17 protein-coding genes are annotated in these 26,341 nt (G+C 71.9%); 14 read left to right on the top strand and 3 right to left on the bottom strand.

Annotation, left to right across the window (positions count from 1 at the left end; all coding sequences use genetic code 11):
- Window positions 1-16 precede the first annotated feature (16 nt).
- From AC07RV_RS02375 to AC07RV_RS02315, 13 genes are read left to right on the top strand one after another with little or no spacing between them, the layout of a single operon-like run.
- Entirely contained in the window at window positions 17-1,198 is a 1,182-nt protein-coding gene (locus tag AC07RV_RS02375) for a polysaccharide biosynthesis/export family protein (protein ID WP_296775743.1), read from the top strand.
- A gap of 59 nt (window positions 1,199-1,257) precedes the next feature.
- On the top strand, window positions 1,258-3,549 hold the full coding sequence (locus AC07RV_RS02370; RefSeq protein WP_296775741.1) for a polysaccharide biosynthesis tyrosine autokinase: 2,292 nt from the start codon (window positions 1,258-1,260) through the stop codon (window positions 3,547-3,549).
- Window positions 3,546-4,205, top strand: a complete 660-nt coding sequence (locus AC07RV_RS02365) for a sugar transferase (RefSeq protein WP_093350076.1) — start codon at window positions 3,546-3,548, stop codon at window positions 4,203-4,205. The genes AC07RV_RS02370 and AC07RV_RS02365 overlap by 4 nt, the downstream gene beginning before the upstream one ends.
- A gap of 51 nt (window positions 4,206-4,256) precedes the next feature.
- A complete protein-coding gene (locus tag AC07RV_RS02360) occupies window positions 4,257-5,234 on the top strand; it encodes a GDP-L-fucose synthase family protein (protein ID WP_296775737.1) in 978 nt (325 codons plus the stop codon).
- 38 nt (window positions 5,235-5,272) lie between these two features.
- Window positions 5,273-6,592, top strand: coding sequence for a hypothetical protein (locus AC07RV_RS02355; RefSeq protein WP_296775734.1), 1,320 nt, complete (start codon window positions 5,273-5,275; stop codon window positions 6,590-6,592).
- A complete protein-coding gene (locus AC07RV_RS02350; protein WP_296775731.1) occupies window positions 6,589-7,680 on the top strand; it encodes a glycosyltransferase in 1,092 nt (363 codons plus the stop codon). The genes AC07RV_RS02355 and AC07RV_RS02350 overlap by 4 nt, the downstream gene beginning before the upstream one ends.
- Window positions 7,677-8,654 carry a hypothetical protein gene (locus AC07RV_RS02345; RefSeq protein ID WP_296775727.1) on the top strand — a complete coding sequence of 326 codons (978 nt, stop codon included), beginning with the start codon at window positions 7,677-7,679 and terminating at the stop codon, window positions 8,652-8,654. Before AC07RV_RS02350 ends, AC07RV_RS02345 begins: the two co-directional genes overlap by 4 nt.
- A gap of 32 nt (window positions 8,655-8,686) precedes the next feature.
- Complete coding sequence (locus tag AC07RV_RS02340; RefSeq protein ID WP_296775724.1) at window positions 8,687-9,619, top strand: hypothetical protein; 933 nt, start codon at window positions 8,687-8,689, stop codon at window positions 9,617-9,619.
- 22 nt (window positions 9,620-9,641) lie between these two features.
- Window positions 9,642-10,940, top strand: coding sequence for a lipopolysaccharide biosynthesis protein (locus AC07RV_RS02335; RefSeq protein ID WP_296775721.1), 1,299 nt, complete (start codon window positions 9,642-9,644; stop codon window positions 10,938-10,940).
- Window positions 10,937-12,208, top strand: coding sequence for a glycosyltransferase WbuB (locus tag AC07RV_RS02330; RefSeq protein WP_296775718.1), 1,272 nt, complete (start codon window positions 10,937-10,939; stop codon window positions 12,206-12,208). Before AC07RV_RS02335 ends, AC07RV_RS02330 begins: the two co-directional genes overlap by 4 nt.
- On the top strand, window positions 12,205-13,344 hold the full coding sequence (galE, locus tag AC07RV_RS02325; RefSeq protein WP_296775716.1) for a UDP-glucose 4-epimerase GalE: 1,140 nt from the start codon (window positions 12,205-12,207) through the stop codon (window positions 13,342-13,344). The genes AC07RV_RS02330 and galE overlap by 4 nt, the downstream gene beginning before the upstream one ends.
- Complete coding sequence (locus tag AC07RV_RS02320) at window positions 13,317-14,102, top strand: response regulator transcription factor (protein ID WP_296775713.1); 786 nt, start codon at window positions 13,317-13,319, stop codon at window positions 14,100-14,102. The genes galE and AC07RV_RS02320 overlap by 28 nt, the downstream gene beginning before the upstream one ends.
- Window positions 14,103-14,148: 46 nt before the next feature.
- Window positions 14,149-15,681 carry a mannose-1-phosphate guanylyltransferase/mannose-6-phosphate isomerase gene (locus AC07RV_RS02315; RefSeq protein WP_296775711.1) on the top strand — a complete coding sequence of 511 codons (1,533 nt, stop codon included), beginning with the start codon at window positions 14,149-14,151 and terminating at the stop codon, window positions 15,679-15,681.
- Window positions 15,682-15,694: 13 nt separating this feature from the next.
- On the opposite strand, the gene gmd is transcribed toward AC07RV_RS02315, so the two are convergent.
- A complete protein-coding gene (gene gmd, locus AC07RV_RS02310; RefSeq protein WP_296775708.1) occupies window positions 15,695-16,735 on the bottom strand; it encodes a GDP-mannose 4,6-dehydratase in 1,041 nt (346 codons plus the stop codon).
- A gap of 335 nt (window positions 16,736-17,070) precedes the next feature.
- Here gmd and AC07RV_RS02305 point away from each other — a divergent pair, with 335 nt between their 5' ends.
- On the top strand, window positions 17,071-17,742 hold the full coding sequence (locus tag AC07RV_RS02305) for a response regulator transcription factor (protein WP_296775834.1): 672 nt from the start codon (window positions 17,071-17,073) through the stop codon (window positions 17,740-17,742).
- Between the two features lie 33 nt (window positions 17,743-17,775).
- Here the strand turns inward: AC07RV_RS02305 and AC07RV_RS02300 are convergent, their stop codons facing one another.
- Together AC07RV_RS02300 and AC07RV_RS02295 are read right to left on the bottom strand one after the other, a co-directional pair.
- A complete protein-coding gene (locus AC07RV_RS02300; RefSeq protein ID WP_296775705.1) occupies window positions 17,776-25,995 on the bottom strand; it encodes a glycoside hydrolase family 94 protein in 8,220 nt (2,739 codons plus the stop codon).
- Window positions 25,992-26,210 (bottom strand): hypothetical protein, encoded by a 219-nt coding sequence (locus AC07RV_RS02295; RefSeq protein ID WP_093350115.1) that lies wholly within the window; start codon window positions 26,208-26,210, stop codon window positions 25,992-25,994. The genes AC07RV_RS02300 and AC07RV_RS02295 overlap by 4 nt, the downstream gene beginning before the upstream one ends.
- Window positions 26,211-26,341 lie beyond the last annotated feature (131 nt).

The raw sequence follows: 26,341 nt of genomic DNA, 5'->3' as shown, positions 1-26,341 counted from the left end.
ATTCCAAGGACTCCCCATGACGCCCCTCGTTTCAACCGCCCCCGCCGCACAGCCGGGGCACCGCGCGCGCCTCGGCGTCGCGGCCGTGGCCGCACTGCTCGCGCTCGGCCTGGCCGGCTGCGGCATCCCGGGCTTCAGCTCGCCCGACAGCGGCACCTGGCGTAGTTCGGGCAGCACGGGCGGCAGCGGGCCGACCGGCGCGCGCGGCGAGCCGCGGATCGTGCCGATCACGCCCGCGCTGGTGCGCGAGCTGGCCGCGCGCCAGCCGACGGGGCCGTCGCCCGAGGTCCGCGAGCTGTTCGGCAAGTCGCCGGCCTACACGATCGGCGCCGGCGACGTGATCGGCATCGTGGTCTACCGCCATCCGGAGCTGATGCCCAGCCAGGGCGCCGTGATCTCGCAGCAGACCGACGCCACCGGCGTGAGCGTCGCGCCGGGCTTCATCGTGGACGGCGAAGGCGAGATCAGCTTTCCCTACATCGGCCGCACCAAACTGGAAGGCCTGACCGAGAGCGCCGCCTCGGAGATGATCGCCAGGCGCATCGCGCCCTTCGTCAAGGACCCGCTGGTCAGCGCGCGCATCCAGACCTTCCGCAGCCGCCGCGTCTACGTCGAGGGCGACGTGCGCATGCCGGGCCTGCAGATCTTCACCGACGTGCCGATGACGCTGGCCGAGGCCCTGAGCCGCGCGGGCAGCACCAACGCCAGCGCCGACCGCTCGCGCATCGTGCTCACGCGCGGCGGGCGCGCGCTGACGATCGACCTGCCGGCGCTGCAGGTCCAGGGCTACGACGCGGGCCGCATCCCGCTGCGCAGCGGCGACGTCGTGAACGTTGGCACGCGCGACGACAGCCGCGTCTACGTGATGGGCGAGATCCTGCGGCCCTCGGCCCTGCTGATGCGCAACGGCCGGCTGAGCCTCAACGAGGCGATCGGCGACGCCGGCGGCCCCGAGCTGCAGACCTCCTCGCCCGGGCAGATCTACGTGGTGCGCAACGCGAGCGGCGACGTGCCCGACGTCTACCACCTCGACGCCAAGAACCCGGTGGCGCTCGCGCTGGCCGACCGCTTCGAGCTGCGGCCGCGCGACGTGGTCTACATCGACCCGGTGCCGCTGGTGCGCTGGAACCGCGTGATCAGCCTGATCCTGCCCGCCGCCCAGGTCGTGAACCTCGGCGGCACGGCGAGCCGCCGCTGATGGCGCGCCGCTCGCCAGGCTCCCCCGCTCCCGCCCCCGACAGACCACGAGGTGAACCCATGAATGCCCGATCGCTCATCGCGGCCCCCGCGCCCGCGGACCCGCCGGCCGATGCTCCCCTGGCGCGCTCGCGCCTGCGGGAACACATCGACCTCTTCCTCGACAACCGCTGGACGATCGCGAAGTTCGTCGCGGCCGCGCTGCTGCTGGGCGCGCTCTACACCCTGTTCGGTCCGCGCGTGTACGAGGCCAACGTGCTGCTGCAGGTGGAAGACGCCGAGCGCTCGGGCGGCACCCTGCTGGGCGAGTCGGCGAGCAGCGCGCTCAACGCCAAGACGCCGACCGCGGGCGAGGCCGAGATCCTCAAGTCGCGGCTGGTGCTGGGCCAGGCCATCGAGGACACCAAGCTCTACATCGAGGCCCGGCCGCTGTACCTGCCGCTGATCGGCGCCTGGCTCGCGCGCGGCACCAGGGAACTGTCGCAGCCCGGCCTGCTGGGCATGGGCGGCTACGTCCATGGCGCCGAGCGCATCGTCGTCGCGCAGATGGACGTGCCGCCCGAACTCGAGGGCTCGCGCTTCCTGCTCACGGCGGGCACGCGCAGCAGCTTCACGCTGACGCATCCGAAGCTGGCCGAACCGATCGTCGGCACGGTGGGGGCGCCGCTCGACGTGGAGACCGCGCTCGGCCCGCTGCACCTGCTGGTGGGCTCGATGGCCGGCCTGCCGGGCGCGCAGTTCGAGCTGGTGCGCCAGTCGAAGCAGCTCACGCTGCTCGCGCTGCAGCGCGACCTGCGCGTGATCGAGAAGGGCAAGCAGTCCTCGGTGATGGACCTGAGCTGGCAGCACGGCGACCGCATGCAGCTGGCCACCCTGCTCAACGAGGTGGCGCGGCTGTACGTGCGGCTCAACATCGACCAGAAGACCGCGCAGGCGCAGCGCGCGCTCGACTTCCTGGGCGGCGAGCTGCCCAAGCTCAAGTCGCAGCTCGAGCAGTCCGAGGAAGCCTACAACCAGTACCGCAACCAGAACGGCACCATCAGCCTGGACGACGAGGCACGCAATGCGCTGACGCAGAACGTGACCCTGCAGGCCAAGCTCTTCGACGCCACCCAGAAGCGGCTCGAGCTCACCGAGCGCTTCACCGCGCGCGATCCCAGCGTGCAGACCATCGACGCGCAGATCGCCGCGTTGCGCAAGGGGCTCGGCACGGTCGAGCTCAGCATCCGGCGCATGCCGCAGCTGCAGCAGAACGCGCTGCGCATGCAGCGCGACATCAAGGTCAACACCGACCTCTACGTGGCGCTGCTCAACAGCTCGCTGCAGATGCGGCTCGCGAAGGAAGGCCGCATCGGCAACGTGCGCGTGCTCGACCCCGCGCTGCAGCCCGAGAAGCCGATCCGCCCCAGGGCGGCGATCGCGATGGGCCTGGCGCTGGTGGCGGGGCTGTTCGCGGGCCTGGGCGCGGTGCTGCTGCGCCGCGCGTGGCGCGCCACGGTCGCGAGCCCGGCCGAGATCGAGGCCCACACCGGCCTCGAGGTCTACAGCACGGTGGCGCTGAGCCGGCATCAGCGCCTGCTCGACCGCGCGGCGCAGCACGGCCTGCCCGGCGTGCACGTGCTGGCCATGCAGCACCCTGAAGACCCGGCGCTCGAGGGCGTGCGCCGGCTGCGCACCGCGCTCAAGTTCGCGCTGCCGGGCGCGCGCAACAACCGCATCATGGTGTCGAGCGCCACGCCGGGCGCCGGCAAGAGCTTCGTCTCGGCCAACCTGGCGGTGGTGCTCGCCGCCGGCGGCCGGCGCGTGCTGCTGATCGACGCCGACCTGCGGCGCAGCAGCCTGGGGCCGTACTTCGGATTGGCGCCGCAGGACGGCCTGGCGGAGCTGCTGCTCGGCGAGATCGACGAACGGGCCGCGATCCACCGCGCCGTGCTGCCGCAACTCGACGTGATGGCCAGCGGCGTGCCGCCGCGCGACCCCACCGGCCTGCTGTGCGGCGATGCCTTCGCGCGGCTGCTCGATCGGCTCTCGCAGCGCTACGACACGGTGATCGTCGATGCACCGCCCACGCTGCTGGCCTCGGAGGCGCCCGAGATGGCCGTTCACATGGGCACGCTGCTGATGGTGGCGCGCGCCGGCGACAACGAGCTCGGCGACCTCACGCAGAGCATGAAGGAGCTGCGGCATGCGGGCGCGCGCTTCCAGGGCGTGGTGCTCAACGCGCTCGATGCGCGGCAGCGCTACTACGGCAGCCATGCCTACCGCTATGGCGCCTACCGGGTGCGCGCGCACGAGTATCCGGCCCTCACGCCGCCGCTGGCCGTGCCGGGCGCAACGGGGGCGGCCGCATGAGCCTGCTGCAGACCGCGCCGGCCGCGCCTTCGCTCGAGGGGCGCGCGCTGATGGCCGCCAAGCGCGGCGTCGACATCGCCATGGCGGGCAGCTTCTTCCTGCTGTTCGGCTGGGCCTATGCGCTGGTCTGGATCGGCGTGCTGCTGAGTTCGGGCCGGCCCGCGATCTACATGCAGCCGCGCTACGGCAAGAACGGCCGCGTGTTCCGCTTCTACAAGTTCCGCTCGATGGTGGCCGACGCCGACGGGGTGCTGGCACGCCACCTGCGCGAGGACGCGGCGGCGCGGCTGCAGTGGGCCAAGTACCAGAAGCTGGACCGCGACCCGCGCATCACGCCCTTCGGCGCGATCCTGCGCAAGTACAGCATCGACGAGCTGCCGCAGTTCTGGAACGTGCTCAAGGGCGACATGAGCATGGTCGGCCCGCGCCCCTGCATGTTCTCGCAGAAGGACCTGTACGGCGGCTACTGGGGCCACTACTGCGCGGTGCGCCCCGGCATCACCGGCCTGTGGCAGATCAGCGGCCGCAGCGAGGTGAGCTACCGGCGCCGCGCCGCCATGGACGCCGACTACGTCGCGACGCTGTCGCTGCGCCACGACGTGGCCATCCTGTTCAAGACCTTCGCCGTGGTGGCCGGCGCGCGCGGTTCGGGCTAGCGAAGCCGCCGCAGTCATCGATCCCGGATTTTGAACTTCACGAAAGAACCTATGCGTATCTACGTTGCAGGCCATCGCGGCATGGTGGGCCAATCGCTCTCGAGGCGCTTGCGCGCCATGGGCCACGAGGTCGTCACGCGCGACCGCGAGGCACTCGATCTGCTCGACCAGGAAGCGGTGCGCCGCTTCTTCGCGAGCGAACGCATCGACCAGGTCTACCTGGCCGCGGCCAAGGTCGGCGGCATTCACGCCAACATGAGCTACCCGGCCGAGTTCATCTACCAGAACCTGATGATCGCGGCCAACGTGACGCACCAGGCTTTCCTCGCGAACGTCACGCGGCTGCTGTTCCTCGGCTCGAGCTGCATCTACCCGCGCCTGGCCGACCAGCCGATCGCCGAGGAGGCGCTGCTCGGTGGCCGGCTCGAGCCGACCAACGAGCCCTACGCGATCGCCAAGATCGCCGGCATCAAGCTGTGCGAGAGCTACAACCGGCAGTACGGCGCCTCGCACGGCATCGACTACCGCAGCGTGATGCCGAGCAACCTCTACGGGCCCGGCGACAACTACCACATCGAGAACAGCCACGTGGTGCCGGCGCTGATCCGGCGCTTCCACCTCGCCAAGTCCACCGCCGCGCCCAGCGTGCTGATCTGGGGCACGGGCCGCGCGCGCCGCGAGTTCCTCTACGTCGACGACATGGTCGACGGCTGCATCGCGGTGATGAACCTCTCGCGCGCCGTCTACGACACGCACACCGAGCCGATGCGCGCCCACATCAACCTCGGCACCGGGGACGACCTGTCGATCGCCGAGCTGGCCGATCACATCCGCGAGGTGGTCGGCTACCGCGGGCGGATCCAGTTCGACACCTCGCAGCCCGACGGCGCGCCGCGCAAGCTGCTCGAGGTGTCGCGCGCCGCCAGTATCGGCTGGCACGCCACGATGCCGCTGACCGACGGGCTGCGGCGCACCTATGCCGACTACAGCCGCGCGGTGCGGCCGGTCGAGACCCTGGCACCGGCCTGAGCGCCGCCGCCCTCGAACGAACGAACGGCGAGACGCCCATGAGAACCCTGTGCTTCTGGTGCGGCCTCGCCGCGGCGATGCTGTGCGGCCTGCTCGACCCGGTGTGGGGCTACGCGGCGGTGTTCCTGCTGTCGCTGCTGCAGCTCGCGCTGCTCGGCGGCCCGGGCGCGAGCGTGTTCCTGCTCGTGCACTACACCACCCTGCTGACCTACTTCTCGCTCGCGCCGGCGATCCAGATCGCGCAGGACCTGAGCTTCTGGGAAGCCGGCGTGATCGGCACGGTGGCGCACACGCAGGCGCTGATGCTGCTGCTGCTGTACATGGCCGGCGTGGAGGCGGCGCGCTTCGGCGTCGTCGATCCACCGTTGCACCACATCGCGGGCATCGCGGGCACCGCGCCGGCGCCCGGCGCGGCGCATCCGCTGCTGCTGCTGGGCCTGCTGGGCGCGGCCTTCGCGGTGCTGCTGGCGCGCGCGGACCTCAACTTCGTGGCGCGCGGCCTGCCCGGCGAGATCGAGAACCCGCCGCTGGACTTCATCGTCTACTCGACGCTGCCCAAGCTGGTGGTGCTGATGTGCTTCGTCGCGCTGGCGATCCATGCGCTGCGCCAGCGCACGGCCACTGCCTGGTGCCTGGCCGCGCTGGCGCTGGCCGCGGCCGCCATCGCGGCGAACCCGGTCAACACCGCGCGCCAGATCCTGCTGATCGGCCTGCTGCCGCTGTTGATCCACTGTCTCGGCCGCTCGCGGCGCTGGACCCTGGCCTTCGTCGTCTTCGCCGCCATCGCGGGCCTGGGCCCGGTGTTCAACCTGCTATCGCGCGGCAGCATGTGGGGCGAGTCGCTCGCGACCTTTCCCTACAGCCCCGACTTCGATGCGATGTACGTGGTGGCCGCCCTGCTGGAGCGCGCACCGTCGCCCGATCTCGGCTTCGGCCGCTACCTGCTGTCGGGCTTCTCGTTCGTGCTGCCGCGCGACATGAAGCTGTTTCCCGACTTCGACCCGCTGGGCTGGCCCGCCGTGCTCGGCAACTTCTCGCAGAGCAACCTGTCGCTGGCGCAATTCGCCACCGTCTTCTTCGACTTCGGCCTGCCGGGCCCGCTGGTGTTCGGCTTCCTGCTCTCGAGCCTGTTCCGCCGGGTCGACCGCGCGATCGACACGCACGGCCCGCTCTCGCGCGGCTACTTCGCGGCACTGGTGCTGCTCGCGGCCTACGTGCCCTTCATGCGCGGGCCGATCCTGGGCTGGGGTCCGTTCGCGGCCTCGGGGCTGATCGCGGCGCTGCTGGTCGGTGCCCTGTGCACCGGCTTCGGTCCCGCGCGCCGCGCGCTCGTACCCCGTCCTGCCGCCAACACATGAACTCCTCGATGCCCGACTACCTCTTCTACGACACGCTGCGGCTCAACCGCGGCGCCGGCGGCGTGCTCAACGTCTGCGAGGTGCTGCTGCGCAGCATGCGGCTGTCGGCCGGCGAGGCGATCGCCTCGGCCAGCGAGCGGCACCCGCGGCTGTTCGAGCTCGCGCGCCGCAGCGGGCTCAGCCGCTTCGTGCTCGAGACGCTGCTCTACAACCTCCACCAGCTGCATGCCTGGCGCGCGGAACGGCGGCTGTGCTCGCTGTTCCCCAACTACTTCCTGCCCTTCGCTCTGTTCGGCCGGCACCGCGACGCGATCGTGATCGTGCACGACCTGCAGTACAAGGCCCATCCCGAGCATTTCAGCCGCGCCAAGCGGCTCTGGCTCGACTGGAACCTGCGCCGGCTCGCGCGCAGCCACGCGCAGGTGGTGTTCATCAGCCGCAGCAGCCAGCAGGACTTCGAGCGCCATTTCGGGTCTTGCGCGCATTCGACGGTGATCTTCAACCCGGTCGACGCGGTCGCCATGCAGACCCCGCCCGAGGCCGCGCCCGCGGGCGAGCGCTACCTGATCGCGGCCTACCACTACTACCCGCACAAGAACTTCGGCGGCACCTTGCGGCTGTTCGAGCGCATGAAGCGCGCGGGGCTGGTCGACCGGCTCGACATCACGGGCAACGGCGCGGCCGAGGTGGCGCGCATGGTCGCGGCCGAGGTGCCCTCGCTGCGCGGCTGCGTGCGCCACCGCGGGCTGGTGTCGCGCGAGGAGCTGATCGGCCTCTACCGCGGCGCGCAGGCCTTCATCTCGCTGTCGCGCTTCGAGGGCTTCAACCTCTCCGCCGCCGAGGCGGCAACGCTGGGCGTGCCGCTGCTGCTGTCGGACATCCCCGTGCACCGCGAGCTGTTCGGCGGCTATGCCTTCCTCGTCGACGAGCAGTGCTGCGACCTGGACGCGCTGGCGCGCCACCTCGCGGCGCACCGGCAGGCACGCCCGGCATGGGCGAATGCGCCGGCCTGCGCGCCCGCGGCGGTGGCGGCGCGCTATCTCGGGCTGCAGCGCACGGCCGCTTCCCTGGAGGGCGTACTGCCATGACCCGCACGCTTCGCTTCTTCCTGGCTCGGATCGTGGCGGCGACGCTGTTCGCCTCCACGGCGGCCGTCGCCCAGACCACCGTTCCCGCAGACCCGAGCCTCGCCGCGCAATGGCCCGCGCTGGCACCGCCCGGCTTCGGCGTGATGGTCCACTACCTGCCCGACCGCCGCTCGATCGCCGACATGGCGCGCTTCGACGTCGAAGCCTTCGCGACCCAGTTGGCCGAGATGCGCGCCTCCTACCTGGTGCTCACGCTGGGGCAGAACAGCGGCCAGTACATCGCGCCCAATGCCGCGCTCGAGGCGCTGTGCCCGGCCAGCGCACGCGACCGCCCGCCGCGCGACCTGCCGCTGGAGATCGGCCGCGCGCTGCGCCGCCGCGGCATCGCGATGGTGCTGTACCTGCCGTTTCGCGCGCCGCAGGACGATCGCTACCTGATGGGCTGCCTAGGCGACGTCTCGGAACAGCAGCCGCCGCCCGCGCGCTTCATCGCCGGCTGGTCGCAGGTGATCGGCGAGTGGTCGCAGCGCTACGGCACGCTGGTGCGCGGCTGGTGGTTCGACGGCACCTACAACACGCGCGACATGACGCCCTCCGACTGGAACGCGCTGTGCGGCGCCGCGCGCAGCGGCGCGAGCGACCGCTGGCTCGCCTTCAACGCGGGCGAAGGGCCGCAACGTTTCAGCCTCAAGGCCGCGCCCTGCCAGAACCTGATGGCCGGCGAGTTCATGGACCCGCCCGCGCAGCTGGCCGCGCCGCCCTCGGACCTGATGTTCCACGTGCTGACGCCGCTGGCCGCCTCGTGGGGCCGCGTCTCCGCGCCGCGCTTCGCCGCGGCCCAGCTGCGCGGCTGGATCGCCGAGGCGGTCGCGCGCAAGGGGCTGTTCACGCTCGACCTGCCGCTCGACGCCGACTTCCGCTTCCTGCCCGCGCATGTCGCGCTGGTGCGCAGCGCGACGGCGCCCGCTCCCTGAATTCACCGCTCCCGCCCCAGGCCTCGCCGACCATGACCCAACCGCTTCTTTTCATCGTGGTGGAAGACCGCCAGAACAAGACCCTGGCGCTGTGCCGCGAATCGGCGGCCCGCGCGCGGGAGAACCTGCTGGTGCTCGCGGGCACCGAGGCCGGCGCGGACTACGAGCGCCTGTGCCGCAGCTACGTGCACCTGTCGAGCAACACGCCCGCGTTCGAGAAGATCTGCTTCCGGCGCTACTTCCTGCTGGCGGCCCACCTCGAGGCGCGGCCCGAATGCCGCGAGTTCGTGCTGCTCGACAGCGACGTGCTGCTGTTCCGCGGCCTCGGTGCGCACGTGCGTCGGCTGGTCGGAGAGGCTGACTTCTCGGGCTCGTTCATCGAGCCCCTCGATGGCTGGGACCCGTGCCAGATATCGCCGCACGTGAGCTACTGGAGCGCCGCGGGCCTCGCGGGCTTCGTCGCCTTCGTGCTCGACACCTACACGAGCCGCGCGGGGCGCGCGACGCTGCGCGAGATAGCCGCGCGCTTCGCGGCCCGGGGCGAGCGCGGCGGCGTGTCGGACATGACGCTGCTGCATCTGTGGGCCCAGGCGAGCGGCAATGCGCGGCCGATCAACCGCGTGTTCGGCGGCTGCGTGATCGACCACAACATCAGCAGCGCCCACAACCTGCGCGCCAACGAATTCCGGCTCTTGGGCGGTGCCAAGCACCTGACCTACCGCGACGGCCAGCCCTGCCTCACGACACAGGCCGGCGAGACCGTGAACGCGCTGGCCCTGCATTTCCAGGGCCGCGCGAAGCTGGCGATGGCGCATGCGCTGCGCGGCGGCACGCGCCGGGTCGCGCTGCTGACCTACGGGCTGCAGTTCGCGCGCCGGGCCAAGAACCGGGCCTTCGGCATGGGCCTGCTCGCGCGGCGCGCCCCCGCCGCGGATCGGCTCGCCGACCTGCCGCCCTCGAAGTAACGCGCCGATCGCGACACCCGCCATGCCGATCCGACCGCTCCGCCTGCCGCCCGTGCTGCGCAGCCTGCCCGCCGCGGGGCTGCTGCGCGCGTTGCCGCTGCACGGGCTGGGCGCGCTGGCGTCGCGCTTCTATGTCTATCTCTCGGGCTTCCTCGCCGTCTTCCTGCTGGCCGCCCACGTGGCGCCCGCGCGCTTCGGTGCCTACTCGATCTACCAGTCGGTGCTCGAGGCAGCGCTGGTGATCGGCACGCTCGGCAGTTCGCTGCTGTTCTCGCGCCACGCCGCCGGCCCGGGCCCGCGCATCCAGCGCGGCGACCTGGTGCGCACGCTCGCGATCGGGCTGCCGATCGCGCTGCTGCTGGCGCTCGGCATGCTGGCGCTGCAGCGCGTGCCCGCGTCCGCCACGGCGCTGGTGCTGGTCGCCGCCACGCTCGCCGTCTTCTCGTTCAACAGCCTGCGGCTCGCCTACAGCCGCGGGCTCGGCCACGCGGGGCTGCTGAACCTCGAATCCGGTGTGCGCTCGAGCATCCTGGTGCTGGGCGTGGCGGGCCTCGCCGCGCTGGGCCACGCGGGCGACGCCCTGGACGTGCCGCAGCTGCTGGCCATCAACCTGTTCGCCTTCGTGCTGGTGGCCGCGGCCATCGTGCGCGCGGGCCGCGCCGGCCGGCCACCGCGCGGGGCCGCCACCTTGGCGCTCTCGGCCCAGGGCGGCGCGACCGTCTATTCGCTGCTGCTGTTCCTGCTGCGCAAGTCCGACCTGCTGGTGGTGGCCTTCTTCATGCCGCTGGGCTACGTGGGCGCCTTCAAGCTCGCGTTCCTGCTGGCCGAGGCGCCCTCGCAGTTTGTGCAGGCCTTCCTCTACACCAAGACCCCGGCGATGCGCACGGCGAGCGCCGAGGCGCTCGATGCCTCGGTGTTCAAGCTCGCACGGCAATCCTTTCTGCTGGGCTGCGGCCTGTTCGCGGGGCTGGCCGCGCTGATCGTGCTGGCCGCGCCGCTGCTGAAGGTCGGCCGCGAGGCGCTCGAGATCTTCCTGTGCATCGCGCCCTACTTCCTGCTGCGCACCTACACCGTGCACCACGAGATGCTGCTCGCGCTGCGCGTGCCGGTGGCCTCGCTGGCACGCTGGGCGATGCTCGAGGTGGCGCTGCGGCTGCTGTCGTACGCCGTGGTGATCCGGGCCTTTCCGGGCCAGCCGCACTACGTGTTCCTGCTCGCCTGCGTCAGCGACTTCGTGCTCTACGAGCTGCGCATGCGGCTGGAGTTCGGCATATTTCCCATCGTGCGCATGGCGCGCGGCGCATGGCGGAGCCGGCCATGAAGATCCTGCTGCACTCGATGAACTTCGCGCCCGAGCTGGCCGGCGTGGGCAAGTACTCGGGCGAAATGGCGCGCTGGCTGAGCGCGCGGGGCCACGCAGTGCGCGTGATCGCGGCGCCGCCCTTCTTTCCGCAGTGGCAGGTGGCCGAGGGCCATTCGGCCTGGGCCTACCGCCGCGGCGACTGGCACGGCGTCGATGTCTGGCGCGCGCCGACCTGGGTGCCCGCGCGTCCGCGCACGCTGGCCCGCCTCGCGCACCTCGCGTCGTTCATGCTGTCGAGCCTGCCGCTGCTGCTGGCGCAGGCGCGCTGGCGGCCCGACGTGGTGATGGTGGTGGAGCCGCCGCTGTTCTGCGCGCCCGGCGTGCTGCTGCTGTCGAAGCTGTTGCGCTGCAAATCGTGGCTGCATATCCAGGACTACGAGGTGGACGCGGCCTTCGGCCTGGGCCTGGTGCGCGGTGGCCGCGTGCGGCGCATGGCGCTGGCGGCCGAGCGCTGGTTGATGGGCCGCTTCGACCGCGTCTCGACGATCTCGGCCGCGATGCTCGCCAAGGCCCGCGACAAGGGCGTGGCGCCCGAGCGGCTGGTGCTGTTCCCGAACGGCGTCGACCTGCGCGCGATCCGGCCCGCGCCTCCACGCGGTCCCGAGGCACCCAACCCCGCCGGCGGCTACCGCGCCGCGCTCGGCATCGCGCCCGGCGCGGTGCTGGTGCTCTACGCGGGCAGCCTGGGCCACAAGCAGGGCATCGAGCTGCTGGCCGAAGCCGCCGCGCTGCTGGCGGATGCGCCGGCGCTGCACTTCGTCATCTGCGGCAACGGACCGAGCCGCGCGGCGCTGATGGATGCCTGCCTGCGGCTGCGCCACGTGCACTTCCTCGACCTGCAACCGGCCGAGCGGCTCGACGAGCTGCTCGGCAGCGCCGACATCCACGTGCTGCCGCAACGCGCCGACGCCGCCGACCTGGTGATGCCCTCGAAGCTGACCGGCATGCTCGCGAGCGGCCGGGCCGTGATCGTGACCGCGCATCCCGACACCGAGCTCGGCCGCGCCGTGACGGGCCGCGGCGTGGTGGTGCCGCCGGGCGACGCGCGCGCGCTCGCCGACGCGATCGCGCAGCTCGCGGCCTGCCGTTCGCGGCGCGAGGCCCTGGGCGCGGCCGGCCGCGCCTTCGCCGAGGCCGAGCTGGACCAGGACGCGATCTTCCGGCGCCTCGAGGCCGAGCTGCTGCGCTGCCTCGCGAACCGCAGCGAGCAGCCCGCATCGCCATGAACGCCGCCTTCTCCCCTCCCAAAATCCTCGTGACCGGCGGCGCGGGCTTCATCGGCAGCCACGCCTGCGTGGCGCTGATCGCGGCGGGCTACCTGCCGGTGGTGCTCGACACGCTGGTCAACAGCAGCGCGCGCTCGCTGGAGCGGATCGCGGCCATCACGGGCGTGGCGCCGCTCCTGGTGCGCGCCGATGTGCGCGACGCCGCGGCGCTCGAACGGGTGTTCGCCGCGCATGCCTTCGGCGCGGTGCTGCACCTGGCGGGGCTGAAGGCGGTCGGCGATTCGGTGGACGACCCGCTCGGCTACTACGAGGTCAACGTGGCGGGCACGCTGGCGCTGGTGCGCGCCATGGACGGCGCCGGCGTGCGCCGGCTGGTGTTCTCGTCCTCGGCCACGGTGTACGGCGACACGGCGCGCTCGCCGATCCCCGAGAGCGCGCCGCACGCCGCCGTCAATCCCTACGGCCGCACCAAGGCCATGGTGGAGACGGTGCTGCTCGACCTGGCGCACGCCGACGCGCGCTGGGGCATCGCCTGCCTGCGCTTCTTCAATCCCGTGGGCGCGCACGAGAGCGGCCTGATCGGCGAACACCCGAACGGCCGCCCCAACAACCTCATGCCCTACATCTCGCAGGTGGCGGTGGGCACGCGCGCGCACCTGGTGGTGCACGGCACCGACTACGACACCGCCGACGGCACCGGCGTGCGCGACTACGTGCACGTGATGGACGTGGCCGAGGGCCATGTGGCCGCGCTGCGCCACGTGACGCGCGAGCCGGGGATCCTGATGGCCAACCTCGGCACGGGGCGCGGCGCCTCGGTGCTCGAGGTGGTCTCCGCCTTCGAGCGCGCCAGCGGCCGCGCGATCGCGCTGCGCCTGGGGCCGCGGCGCCCCGGCGACGCGCCGGCCTACTGGGCCGACGCGGGCAGCGCCCAGGCCCGCTTCGGCTGGCGCGCGCGCCGCAGCCTCGACGACATGTGCGCCGACAGCTGGCGCTGGCAGGTCGGCAATCCGCACGGCTTCGACGAGGCCGCGCCGCCGCCGCCGCCGCCGTCACCCCCAACGCTCCCGCTACCCAGAACGCCTTCCACTCAACCAGGGATCTCTTCATGTCCGATACCGTTCCTTCCTCTCTAGAGACGCCGGAGTCCGGCCGGACCTTCGCGCGCCGCGCGAGCTACACCACGGGCGTCTGCCCGCCGGCCGAGCCGCAGTGGCCGCACTTCCTGACCGGGCAGGAGAACGCACCGGTGCGCGTGCTGCTGGTGGACGACGACGAGTTCATGCGGCGCGTGATCGCGCAGGAGCTGCTGTCGGACATGCGCATCCAGCTGCAGGCGCAGGCCGGCAGCGTGCGCGAGGGGCGGCGCCTGCTGGCGTCGCAGGAGTTCGACGTGCTGATGCTCGACCTGCACCTGGGCGACGGCACCGGCTTCGACCTGATCCGCGAGGCACGCAAGCAGCACAGCTACTGCGAAATCATCGTGGTCTCGGCGCTCGAGGACGATGCCCACGTGATGCGCGCCTTCGAGCTCGGCGCGACCGGCTACCTGCTGAAGAACGCCTGGCTGCAGAGCTTCGCGCAGGCCGTGCTGCAGGTGGTCAACGGCGGCGCGGCGATCACGCCGCGGCTGTCGCGCCGCCTGCTCGCGCGCCTGAGCCAGCAGGCCGGCGATCCACCACCCGATGCGCCGCAGCGCGAGGCCACGCTGACCACGCGCGAGCGCGAGGTGCTGCGCTGCGTGGCGCGCGGCTGCGTCTCCAAGGAGATCAGCGAGCGGCTGGGCATCTCGGGCCAGACCGTCAATGCCCACATCAAGAACATCTACAAGAAGCTGCAGGTGCACTCGCGCGCGCAGGCCGTGAGCTTCGCGACGCACACCGGCCAGCTCTGAGCCGCCTCCCTTCTCTTCCTCTCCCTTTCCTTTCATCGGACACGCCATGACCACTTCCATCATCCATCCCGTCGTGCTGTGCGGCGGCAGCGGCACGCGCCTGTGGCCGCTGTCGCGCAAGGCATTGCCCAAGCAGTTCGCGCCGCTGGTGGGCGGCAAGAGCCTGCTGCAGCTCACGCTGGAGCGCCTGCGCGGCCTGCATGGCGAGATCACCTGCATCGCCGCGGAGGAACACCGCTTCCTGGTGCGCGAGACGGTGGATGCCGCCCGCGTCGGCGGGTGCCAGATCCTCGAGCCCGTGGGGCGCAACACCGCGGCCGCGATGGCGGTGGCGGCGCTGCAGGCCGGGGCCGACGAGCTGCTGCTGTTCGCGCCCGCCGACCATCACATCCCCGATGCCGAGCTGTTCGCGCACACCGTGCGCGCCGGCGTCGAGGCCGCGCGCGCCGGTCGCATCGTGACCTTCGGCGTGGCGCCGACCTTCGCGAGCACGGCCTACGGCTACATCGAGGTGGGGACCGCCTCGGCCGACGGCCGCAGCCATGCGGTCGCGCGCTTCCTCGAGAAGCCCCAGGCCGAGGTGGCGGCGGCCTTGCTCGCGCACGGCGGCTTCTGCTGGAACGCGGGCATCTTCCTCGTGCGCGCCGGCACGCTGGTCGCGGCCCTGCGCGCGCATGCACCCGACGTGCTGCTCGCCTGCGAGCGCGCGCTCGCGACCTCGTCGATCGACGGCAGTTTCCGCCGCCTCGGCGCCGAGGCCTTCCAGGCCTGCCGCAGCGAGAGCATCGACTACGCGGTGCTCGAGAAGCACCCCGACATCGCGATGGTGCGCTTCGAGGGCGCGTGGAGCGACGTGGGCAGCTGGAACGCGGTCGCGACACTGCACGCCGCCGACGAAGCAGGCAACCGCACGAGCGGCAAGGGCCGCAGCCTGCGCGCGCGCAACACCTTCATCCATGCGCCGCACCGCCCGGTGGTGGCGCTGGGCACCGAGAACCTGATCATCGTGGACACGCCCGATGCGCTGCTGGTCGCGAGCACGGGCTGCGTGGAGCAGGTCGCGGAGGTGGTGCGCATGCTGGCGCTCGAGGGCCGGCCCGAGGCCACCGAGCACCGGCGCACGGTGCGGCCCTGGGGGGCGTACGACAGCATCGACAACGGCGAGCGCTTCCAGGTCAAGCACATCACGGTCAAGCCCGGCGCCAAGCTGTCGCTGCAGATGCATCACCACCGCTCGGAGCACTGGATCGTGGTGCAGGGCACGGCCAAGACCACCTGCGACGGGAAGGTCAGGCTGGTGCGCGAGAACGAATCGATCTACCTGCCGCTCGGTTGCGTGCACCGGCTCGAGAATCCGGGCAAGACCACGCTGGAGGTGATCGAGGTGCAGACCGGCAGCTACCTGGGCGAGGACGACATCGTGCGTTTCGACGACAGCTACGGGCGCTGCGGCATCGTGGCGGATCGCGGCGATGCGCAGAACCAGGCGCTGCTGTCGGTCGCCGGCGAAGGCGCCGTCGCGACGCCGACGGTGGAGTGGAACAGCCCGCGTCCCCTGCCCGAAGCGCAGCCGGCCTGAGACGGCGCGGCGCTCAGAACGAGAAGCCGGCCTCGTTGCGCCGCAGGTCGGCGTCCACCATCATCTGGCAGAGTTGCTCGAGCGTGGTCGTGGGCGCCCATCCCAGCTGGTCCCTGGCCTTGCTGGGGTCGCCGATCAGCAGGTCGACCTCGGCGGGGCGGTGGAATTTCGGATTCACGCGCAGCACCGTCTTGCCGGTGGCCGTGTCGACGGCGGTCTCCGCCTCGTCGACGCCCCTGAATTCCACCTCGATCCCCGCGCCCCGGAACGCCAGGCGAACGAAGTCGCGCACGGTCACGGCACGGTTCGTCGCCAGCACGTAGGTGTCGGGCTCGCTCGTCTGCAGCATGCGCCACATGCCCTCCACGTACTCCCGCGCAAAGCCCCAGTCGCGCTGCGCATTGAGGTTGCCGAGCTCCAGCACGTCGAGCTTGCCCAGCTTGATCCGGGCCACGGCATCGGTGATCTTGCGCGTCACGAACTCGCGCCCGCGCAGGGGGCTTTCGTGATTGAAGAGGATGCCGCAGCTGCCGAAGATGTCGTAGCTCTCGCGGTAGTTGACGGTCATCCAGTGCGCATAGAGCTTGGCCACGCCGTAGGGGCTGCGCGGATAGAACGGCGTGCCCTCGACCTGGGGCACGGCCTGCACCTTGCCGAACATCTCGGAGGTCGATGCCTGGTAGAAGCGGATCCGCCGGTCGATGAGGCGGATCGCCTCGAGCAGGTGCAGCGCCCCGATGCCGGTGATGTGCGCCGTGGCCACGGGCTGGTTGAAGCTGACGCCGACGAAGCTTTGCGCCGCGAGGTTGTAGATCTCGTCGGGCTCGGTCTGCTGAACCAGGCTGAGCGAGCTTCCCTGGTCGGTGAGGTCGTACTCGACCAGATGCAGATCGGGATGGTCCTGGATGCCGAGCTCCTGGATGCGCCAGAAATTGACCGAGCTGGTGCGGCGGTAGGTGCCATGGACCACATAGCCCTTGGCCAGCAGCAGTTGCGCCAGATAGGCGCCGTCCTGGCCACTGATGCCCGTGACGATCGCAGTCTTCTTCTTCATCACGGTTCCTTGGTTGACTCGTGATGCAGCGTACAGGAGTTCCGCCGTCGCGGTGGGCAACTTGGGCCTTTCGACTACGTACCCATCACCCCTCGCTTGCGGTATCGACAGCGCCCTGGCCTACATTCAAAGCAATTAGAAAGTACTCCATTCGTGGATTCCGCGACCCCATAAAACATTCAGGTCGCTTTGACACAAGGGAGTTACTCATGACCGACGAAACATCGTCCGATTCCGAGACGTTCGCCAGGCTCGACGGCGGCCGCATCACCCGCTACCGAACCCGTGACGGAACCGGGGTCTGCCGGCCCGGCGAGCCGCAGTGGCCGCATTTCATGACCGGGCAGGACGACGCCCCCGTGCGCGTGCTGCTGGTGGACGGCGACGAGGGCATGCGCCGCGTCATCGCGCAGGAGCTGCTGTCGGACATGCGTATCCGGCTCCAGGGCCAGGCCGGCAGCGCGCGCGACGCGCGGCGCCTGCTCGCGTCGGAAGAGTTCGACGTGCTGATGCTCGACCTGCGCCTGGCCGACGGCTCGGGCTTCGAACTGATCCGCGATGCGCGCAAGCAGCAGAGCCACTGCGAGATCATCGTGGTCTCCGCGCTCGAGGACGACGCCCACGTGCTGCGCGCCTTCGAGGTCGGCGCCACGGGCTACCTGCTGAAGAACGCCTGGCAGCAGAGCTTCGCGCAGGCCGTGCTGCAGGTGGTCAACGGTGGCGCGGCCATCACGCCCAGGCTGTCGCGGCGGCTGCTGGCGCGCATGGGGCGGCATTCGGTGGACGGGCCCGCCCCCGAACCCCACCCCCTGGACATCGTGCTCACGACGAGGGAGCGCGAAGTGCTTCATTGCGTGGCGCGGGGGCAGGCATCGCGGGTGGTGAGCCTGGCGCTCGGCATCTCGATGCAGACCGTCAATGCCCACATGAAGAACATCTACAAGAAGCTCAACGTGCATTCGCGCGCACAGGCCGTGAGCCGCGCGACCCTGACGGGGCTGCTGTGAGCCGGGCGCCGGCGAGAACGCCTGGCCGGCGGCTCAGGCGCTCATGCGCTTCCCGATCCGCACCACCGCCTTCGCGGGCAGCGCCTGCCAGTCGATCCAGTCGCCCTCCACCGCATGGTGGGTGGCGGCGGCAGCGCCCTGCGGCGCGCCCCATTGCAGCGTGAACGCGCGCTCCCCGAGCCGCAGTTCGATCTCGAAGGCCGGCCAGTGCGCGGGCACGCGCGGCGCGAGCGACAGCGCGTGCCCCTTCACCGTGAGGCCCAGCAAGGTCTCGACCGCCGCGCGGTGCAGCCATGCGGCCGAGCCCGTGTACCAGCTCCAGCCACCGCGTCCCACGTAGGGGGCGGCGCCGTAGATGTCGCCGGCCATCACGTAGGGCTCGAGTTCGTAGGCCGGACCGCGCCGCGGATCGCTGGCGCGATGGGCCGGGCTCAGGCCTTCGAAGCTCGCCCAGGCCGCCTCGCGGTCGCCGAGCAGCGCCTGCGCCATCAGTCCCCACACGGCGCCATGCGCGTACTGCCCGCCGTTCTCGCGCACGCCCGGCGGATAGGCTTGGATGTAGCCGGGGTTGTTGGTCGACTGCACGAACGGTGGCGCGAGCAGGCGCAGCAGCCCGGCCGTGTCGTCGTGCAGATGCGTCTTCGCGGCGGCCATCGCGGCGTGGGTGTGGCCCTCGTCCGAGGCGCCCGACAACACCGACCAGGCCTGCGCGATCAGGTCGATGCGGCACTCGTCGTTGGCGGCCGAGCCCAGCGGCGCGCCGTTGTCGAAGAAGGCACGGCGGAACCAGGCGCCGTCCCAGCCCGCGTCGTGCAGCGCGGCGATCCAGCCCTCGCGCGCACGCAGCCAGCGCGCGCTGCGTTCGGTCTCGCCGCGGGCCTGCGCAATCGGCGCATAGCGCTCGACCACGCTGCAGAGGAACCATGCGAGCCAGACCGATTCGCCGCGGCCCTCGTGGCCGACCCGGTTCATGCCGTCGTTCCAGTCGCCGGTGCCCATCAGCGGCAGGCCATGCGCGCCGGTCGCGAGGCTGCGGTCGATGGCCAGCGCACCGTGCTCGTACAGGCTGGCGACACGGCCGGCATGCTGCGGCGTGTAGTAGGCGTCCTCGGCGCCGGCCGGGATCGCCGCGCCCTCGATGAAGCCCACGCTCTCGTCGAACAGCGTGGTGTCGTCCGTCACCTGCGCATAGTGCGCGGCCGCGAAGGGTAGCCACAGCAGGTCGTCGGAGAAATGCGTGCGCACGCCGGCGCCACCGGGCATGTGCCACCAGTGCTGCACATCGCCCTCGGGGAACTGGCGCGCCGCGTTGAGCAGGATCTGCGCACGCAGCCGCTTCGGATCGGTGAGCGCGAAGGCCATCGCGTCCTGCAGCTGGTCGCGGAAACCGAAGGCGCCGCCGGCCTGGTAGAAGCCGGCCTTCGACCACAGCCGGCAGGCCAGGGTCTGGTAGACCAGCCAGCGATTGACCATCGCATCGAACAGCGGATCGGGCGTGCGCACCCGCAGCCGGCCCAGCAGCTCGTCCCAGAAGCCGCCGACCTGCGCGAGCGCGGCCGGCACGTCGCGTTCGCGCCAGCGCCGCGCGAGCGCGATGGCGGCCTCGGCGCTGTCGGCATGGCCCAGCACGAAGGTAAAGCTCGCGCCCTCGCCCGCGGCCAGCCGGAATTCGCCATCGACGGCCGCGCAGGCATCGAGCCCGCTGCCGCCGCGGCGCCCGAGGCTGTCGGGCACCTCGACGATGCCGCGGCCGCGGAAGAACTCGTTGCGGTCGCAGGTCCACTGGGTGGCGCCCGGCAGGCCCGCGAGCATCAGGAAGGCGGTGCCGCCGCCGAAGCCGCCGCTCGATTCGCGCTGCTCGCCGAACACGGCCGGCAGGTCGTCCTGCTTCCAGGTCCGCACGCTGCGGCGCTCGCCGCGCGCGGCGCCCAGCTGCCATTCGGCCATCGCGAGCGCGCGCAGCCGGCGCGTGCCGCTGCCTTCGTTACGCAGGCGCACGTGCACCAGCTTCACGGCATCGTCGCGGTCGGCCAGGAAGGTGGTGCTCAATGACAGCCCGCCCAGCCGGCATTCGAAGACGGTGTAGCCCTGGCCATGGCGAACGCGGTGCAGCAGGTCGTCGGGCGCACCGTCGCCACCACCTCGTCCAGCCGGCGTGAGCGGCAGCAGCTCGCGCGTCGCCAGGTCCTGCAGCAGGTAGTGCTCGAAGGCCGGGTCCTGCACCGGGTCGTTCGACCACGGCGTGAGCTGGTGCATGCGGCTGTTGCCGGCCCAGGTGAAGCCGTTGCCCCACTCGGAGACCTGGAAGCCGAAGCCCGCGTTGGCGATCACGTTGATCCATGGGCGCGGCGTGCGGCGCGCGAGGCCCACCTCGAAGCGGAACTCGCCGCTCGCGGCATCGAACTCGCCCGCGACGGTTTCGGTCGGCAGGGTCGACGCGACGCCGGCCGCCAGCGGCACGGCCGGCGGCAGCACGGCCTCGGGCGCCCACGGCCCCATGCCGCGCGCCTCGCGCAGCGCGGCCACCTGCACGTCGAGCGCACGCCCGTCGGCGGTGAACACCACGCGCGCCATGCTCGACAGCGCCGCGCGCTCGGCGGCCGACACCTCCTGCTCGTGCAGCAGGTAGAAGCCGGCCGTGTCGTTGCGCGGAAAGCTGTTGCGGGTCTGCTGCAGCACGCGCTGGCGCAAGGTCTCGATCTCGCGCTGTAGCGACAGCAGGTAGGAGGCCGGCTCGCCGTTGATCACCACCAGGTCGCAGGCCACGCCGCCGAAGCCCCACCACGGCTGCGCGCGCAGCAGCGCGTTGACCAGGCCCATGCCGCTCACCGAGTGGATCAGCACCAGCACGATCGGCTTGTCGCCCGAGATGCCGAAGCGCCAGATCTGCCGCAGGTCGAACAGGCCGCGCTCGCCTATCGGACGCGGCGTGGTGTAGGTGAGGATGGTGGTGAGGTCCTGCAGCGCCACGTTCTGCGCCGGCGTGATCGTCAGGTCGCGCAGCCGCACCTGCGCCAGCGTGGCGGCCATGCGCTTCGTGCGTTCCACGTGCATCGGCTCGAGGTAGCGGTCGATGGTGGGCATCAGCGCCTCGATGCTGTCGTCGGCCGCGGTGGCGAAGCCCAGCCGCGCGGTGGCGCCCGGCGCGATCGACAGCCGCACGCGCAGGCAGGCGATGGGATCGAGGCCGTTGATGGGCGCGCCGGTGGCATCGAGCGGCTGCATGTCGATCGCCGGCGCCGCCAGCGTGCGGTTGCGGCCGACGAAGGCGCGCCGGTCGGTCATGCAGTCGATGGCGATCACGTGGGCATCGACCGAGGCCACGAAATGCACGGCCGCCACCGCCGGATCGCCCTGCAGCCGCGGCCGGCGCGACATCAGCAGCGCGCGCAGGTCCGGACGCCAGCGCGACTCGACGAACAGGTTGGCGAAGGCCGGATGGGCCTCGTCGGCCTTGGGGTTCGAGAGCACCGGCTCGAAGTACGAGAACAGCTCGAGCGTGCGCGTGCGGTCACTGGTGTTCTGCAGCGTGATGCTGCGCAGCTCGGTGTCGTCCTCGGGGCTGATCAGCACCGTGGTGCGCACCTGCAGGCCCGGCCCGCTGGCATCGAACTGCACCTGGTCGGCGAGGAAGCGGGTGCGGTAGTCCCAGTCGATGCCGGGTGCGGGCAGCGCGGTCAGCGAGATGGGCGTGTCGTTCGCGTCGTCGCGCAGGTAGAAGAAGGTGCCGTAGCCGTCGCGCAGCGGGTCGTCGCGCCAGCGCGTCACGTTGAACGAGCGCCAGCGGCTCACGCCGGCGCCGCTGGCGCGCAGCGCCACCGTGTAGCGGCCGTTCGACAGCAGGTGCGTGGGCTGCGGGCCCGGTGCCAGCGGATCGACCAGCCGCGGCTGGAACATCGGCGGCAGCTCGCCGCGGCTCGGCTCGGGCGGCGAGCGCGGGTCGGCGCTGCCGATGATCTGGCGCGGCGTGCGCTCGTGCAGCAGCGAGAGATGCGCCTCCACCACGGCCGCGCTGCCGAACCAGCGGCGCGGCGCGTCGTCGCGCAGCACGTTGCACAGCGCCACCAGGGTCATGCCCTGGTGGTGCGCCATGAAGTTGCGCACCACGGTGAAGGCCTGGCCCTCGTGCTGGCGCGAGGCGGTGAAGTCGACCGCGTCGTGGAAGCCGTAGGCGCCGCGCGCGCCCAGCGATTCGAGCAGCCGCAGGTTGTCGGTCGCCTCGGCCGGCGCGAGCACCGCGGCCAGCGCGCTCGCATAGGGCGCCACCACGCGGTCGGTGGGCGGCGTGCGGCGCAGCGCGAGCCGCGGCACGCCGAAAGGCGCGTACTGGTAGGCCAGCGAATGGTCGCGGCCGTGATAGGCCGACTCCGACACGCCCCAGGGCAGGTCCTGCGCGCGCGCGAAGGCCCGGTGCTCGGCGATGGCGGCGGCGTTGGCCACCTGCAGCAGGCCGTCGTCGGGCTCGGGCATCACCAGCGAGGGCATCAGGTACTCGAACATCGAGCCCGACCACGACTTGAGGCCGGGCCGGAAGCCCACCAGCAGGAAGGGCCGGCCCAACGCCATCCAGTGGCGCCGCGGCACGTCGGCCTTGGCGATCGCGAGGAAGCTCAGCAGCCGCGACTCCGAGGCCATCAGGTCGTAGTAGCTGGCGTCGAGCACGTCGTCGTCCACGCGCAGCCCGATGTGGAACAGGTGCCGCTTCGGGTCGTAGAGGCCGCGGAAGTCCATGCCGTCGCTGAGCGCCTCGCAGCGCCGCGCGAGCGCCTCGAGGGCCTCGCCGTTCGGTGCCCCGGCCGCGCCGCCGCCGGCCGCATCCTGCGCCGCGAAGGCACGGCAGGCCTGCGCCACCGCGATCAGGTGGCCGGCCAGGTTGCCGCTGTCCACGCTCGAGACATAGGCCGGCGCCAGCCGCTCGAGCGTCTGCGTGTCGTACCAGTTGCACAGGTGGCCCTGGTGCTTGTGCAGCCGGTCGACGCTGCCGAGCGTGGCCGTCAGCCGCGCCACCAGCTCGGTGCTGCCGATCCAGCCGAACTCGCGCGCGCAGGCGGCCGCCAGCAGGTACATGCCGATGTTGGTCGGCGAGGTGCGGTGCGCCAGGGCCGGCTCGGGATCGGTCTGCAGGTTGTCGGGCGGCAGGTGGTTGTCCTGCGCGCCGACCACGTGCTCGAAGAAGCGCCAGGTGTCGCGCGCCAGCGCCTCGAGGTAGTCGCGCTGGCCGGTGTCGAGCGCATCGGGACGCCCGGTCTCGACCCGGCTGCCCCACCAGGCCGCGACCGGCGCCAGTGCCCACAGCACGAACAGCAACGGGGCCAGCACCGGCCAGTCGCTGTAGTGCGCGGCCACGGCCAGCAGCAGGCAGGTGCCCCCGACCGCGCCGCCACCGCGCAGGAACGCGGCCAGGCGCTGGCTCGACTGAGCCTGCGACTGCGCGGCGGTGGTCCATTGCAGCAGGCGCCGCCGGCTCACCAGCAGCCGCCAGAGCGCGCGCGCCATCGCGTCGAGCAGCATCCGCGCCTGCGCGGCGAGCTGCACGAACTGCCAGGCCGCGCCGGCCAGGGCGCGCAGCAGCTCGACCGCGCCGACGTCGAAGAAATGGCGCAGCTCGATGGCGCGCCGCGTCGGCACCAGCCCGGCCAGCGCGCCGAGCACCGGGCCGATGGTGAGCCCCGCGGCCACGGCCAGCAAGGTCCAGCCCAGCGGCAACGCATGCGTGAACACCACCAGCACCAGCAGCGCGAACGAGGCCGGCACCACCATCGAACGGCGCAGGTTGTCGCCCATCTTCCAGAGCCCCACGCCGTCGATGCCGTAGTGGCGGGCGCGCCGCATCAGCGGCAGCAGCTGCCAGTCGCCGCGCACCCAGCGGTGCACGCGCGAGGCGAACACGCCCGCGTGGTGCGGGAAGTCCTCCACCAGCACCAGGTCGTTCACCACCGCGCAGCGCGCCATCGAGCCTTCGAGCAGGTCGTGGCTCAGCACCGCGTCGTCGGGCAGCCGCCGGTCGAGCACCGCATGCACGGCACGCACGTTGAGCAGGCCCTTGCCGGTGAACGAGCCGCTGCCGAAGACGTCCTGGTACACGTCGGAGGCGCTGTTGCTGTAGGGATCGAGCCCGCAGGCGCCCGCGAAGATCCAGCGGAACAGCGAGCGCTCCTCGCGCGGCCCGAAGGGCGTGACGATGCGCGGCTGCAGGATGCCGTAGCCGCTGACCACGCGGCGGCGCGCGGCATCGACGCGCGGCGCGTTGAGCGGATGCGCGGCGACCGCGACCAGCTCGCGCAGCGCGCCGGGCGGCAGCACGGTGTCGCTGTCGAGCGTGAGCACGTAGGGCGTGCGGCCGGCCGCGAAGCTGCCGGGCGCCAGCGGCAGGAAGCCGTCGGCCTCGCCCTGCGCGAGCAGGCGCAGCAGCATCTCGAGCTTGCCGCGCTTGCGCTCCCAGCCGATCCAGCGCTGCTCGGTGTCGCTCCAGCTGCGCGGGCGGTGCAGCAGCACGAAGCGCGGCAGTGCGCCCTCGGCCGCGGGATGGCGCGCGTTGAGCGCCGCGATGCGCGCGAGCGCGTCCTCGAGCAGCGGCGCGTCGCCGGGCAGCGTCGCCAGCGGCGCATCGACCCAGTCGGTCAGCAGCGCGAACTGGGCGTGCGCCTCGCGGTTGGCGAGCCAGTGCAGCTCGAGCCGGTGCGCGAGCTGCGCGTTGCCCTCGGCCGAGACCAGCATGGCCGGCACTGCGACCAGCACCCGGTGCCGCGCGGGAATGCCGGCCGCGAAATCGAGCCGCGGCAGCGCCTGCACGCGCACCGATTCCGCGACGATGCGCTGGACCAGCGCGGTCACCGCTTCCGACAGCGGCCAGGCGAGCAGCACGAGCGCCAGCACCGACAACCAGTCCCCGCGGTGCGGCAGCCCGCGCGCGGCGGCCAGCAACAGCAGGCCGGTGACCAGCACGACCGCGAAGGCGTACAGCGGCAGCCGCCACGAGCGCGCGCCGTGCCGCGCGGCGCGGCGTGCGCGAGGGCCCGCGGCATCGGCGCGCGGGCGCAGCAGCGCATCGAGCGCGGGCAGGCCCTGGCCGAACAGGTAGTAGCCGGCGGTCTCGTCCGCGGGGTCGACGTCGGGTTCGCGCGTATAGCTGCCGTCGTGCGCGGCCGCCATGGCCAGCTGCACCACGGCCTGCGCCACGTCGCGCTCGGAGCGCCGGCTCTGGCGCGCCACCTGCTCCATCGCATGCGTGATCTGCTGGCGCGTGGGCTCGCTCTCGGCGGCGAAGCTCGGCAATTCGCGCAGCACGCGCAGCGAACGGCTCACGGGCTCGATCAGGTCGTTCCACTCCACCTGGCCGACCATGCGCAGCGTGGTGATGATGTTGCCGACCGTCAGGTTGGCGGCCACCTGCGCGTCCTGCGCATCGCGGATCAGCGCCGCGCCGTTCGGGCAGTGCAGCTCGGTCCAGCGCACCAGCGCGGGCATGTTCTCGCCATGCTCGCCGGGCAGGCGCTGCCACAGCTGCGTGAGGTAGCTGTGCTGCAGGCCGTGGCTGTGCAGCGCGCGGAACAGCACGTCGAGGTCGGCCGCGTCGAGCCGCGCGGCCGCGTCCCAGGCCGCGTGCGCGATCTCGCCCGCCACCTTGTGCTCGGCGATGCTCTCGGCCACGCGGCGCAGGTTCTCGAGCAGCACCACGCGCAAGGTGGTGGGCAGCGCCCAGAGTTCACCCAGCGTGAGCTCGTCGACGTCCTGGTAGGCATCGAGGAAGGCGGTGAACAGCGCCTGGTTGAGCACGCTGTCGGTGTGGGCCACGTAGGCCCAGGCGATGCCGTAGACGCGCGGCAGGCCGGCCAGCGGCGCGCGCGCGAGCTTGGGCAGGCGCGCGTAGTAGCTGCGCGGCACGCCGTCCTGGATCTGCTGCAGCTGGGCCTCGACCAGGTGGAAGTTGTCGAGCAGCCATTCCGCGGCCGGCGACACGTAGCGCCCGCTCTGCGAGATCAGCGCGATGTAGTCGAAGGCGCTGCGCAGCGACTCGAGGTTCTCGTGCACGCGCGGGAAGAACGGCGCGCGCTCGCGTGCGTGGCGCGCGCGGTCGTCGTCCGCCACCACCGCCTGCGCGCGCGCGAGGCTGCGCCCGTGCTGTTCGAAACGCTGCGCGCCGAACAGCTCCGCGCGGATCGGCGGCGCCACCGGATCGTGCGGGTGCAGCAGCAGGTTGCGCGCGTAGGCGCTCAGTCCGTCGAGCCTGTGGACGATGGCCGCGGCGCTCAAGCCGCGAGGAACAGGCCGATGCCGAGCACCACGGCGGCGCATGCCAGGGTGACGATGCGGCCGGCCGCGAGCGCGTGCAGCTGCTGCAGGCGGCCGCGCAGCGAGGACCAGCGGCCGTGCGCGCGCGCGCAATGGCGCATGTGGGAGGCGAGGGAATCGACGTCGCTGCCGATGAGGTCGGCGTGCGAAGGGATGGACGAGAGGGGGGCTGACATGGCTACGGCTCCTTGTGACGGATCAAGAGCTGCCGCGCGATCGCGAGAACTGTGAACGTCTGCCGACCGTACTCTCTTTCGGCCACCCGTGCTCGTTTCATCGGCCTGCGCGCGAGAAAGGCCTGTTGGCC

Source organism: Variovorax sp. GW821-FHT09B01 (genome assembly GCF_059418345.1).
Note: the sequence above shows the minus strand (reverse complement) of the source record. Positions and strands in the feature narration are given on the sequence as shown.

Bases quoted from the DNA above. Each gene is read 5' to 3' on its own strand.
- AC07RV_RS02365 (WP_093350076.1), top strand. From the start codon at position 3,546: ATGAGCCTGCTGCAGACCGCGCCGGCCGCGCCTTCGCTCGAGGGGCGC.
- AC07RV_RS02355 (WP_296775734.1), top strand. From the start codon at position 5,273: ATGAGAACCCTGTGCTTCTGGTGCGGCCTCGCCGCGGCGATGCTGTGC.
- AC07RV_RS02320 (WP_296775713.1), top strand. From the start codon at position 13,317: ATGTCCGATACCGTTCCTTCCTCTCTAGAGACGCCGGAGTCCGGCCGG.
- AC07RV_RS02295 (WP_093350115.1), bottom strand. From the start codon at position 26,210: ATGTCAGCCCCCCTCTCGTCCATCCCTTCGCACGCCGACCTCATCGGC.
- AC07RV_RS02305 (WP_296775834.1), top strand. From the start codon at position 17,071: ATGACCGGGCAGGACGACGCCCCCGTGCGCGTGCTGCTGGTGGACGGC.
- galE (WP_296775716.1), top strand. From the start codon at position 12,205: ATGAACGCCGCCTTCTCCCCTCCCAAAATCCTCGTGACCGGCGGCGCG.
- AC07RV_RS02360 (WP_296775737.1), top strand. From the start codon at position 4,257: ATGCGTATCTACGTTGCAGGCCATCGCGGCATGGTGGGCCAATCGCTC.
- AC07RV_RS02345 (WP_296775727.1), top strand. From the start codon at position 7,677: ATGACCCGCACGCTTCGCTTCTTCCTGGCTCGGATCGTGGCGGCGACG.
- AC07RV_RS02330 (WP_296775718.1), top strand. From the start codon at position 10,937: ATGAAGATCCTGCTGCACTCGATGAACTTCGCGCCCGAGCTGGCCGGC.
- AC07RV_RS02340 (WP_296775724.1), top strand. From the start codon at position 8,687: ATGACCCAACCGCTTCTTTTCATCGTGGTGGAAGACCGCCAGAACAAG.
- gmd (WP_296775708.1), bottom strand. From the start codon at position 16,735: ATGAAGAAGAAGACTGCGATCGTCACGGGCATCAGTGGCCAGGACGGC.
- AC07RV_RS02375 (WP_296775743.1), top strand. From the start codon at position 17: ATGACGCCCCTCGTTTCAACCGCCCCCGCCGCACAGCCGGGGCACCGC.
- AC07RV_RS02370 (WP_296775741.1), top strand. From the start codon at position 1,258: ATGAATGCCCGATCGCTCATCGCGGCCCCCGCGCCCGCGGACCCGCCG.
- AC07RV_RS02335 (WP_296775721.1), top strand. From the start codon at position 9,642: ATGCCGATCCGACCGCTCCGCCTGCCGCCCGTGCTGCGCAGCCTGCCC.
- AC07RV_RS02350 (WP_296775731.1), top strand. From the start codon at position 6,589: ATGAACTCCTCGATGCCCGACTACCTCTTCTACGACACGCTGCGGCTC.
- AC07RV_RS02315 (WP_296775711.1), top strand. From the start codon at position 14,149: ATGACCACTTCCATCATCCATCCCGTCGTGCTGTGCGGCGGCAGCGGC.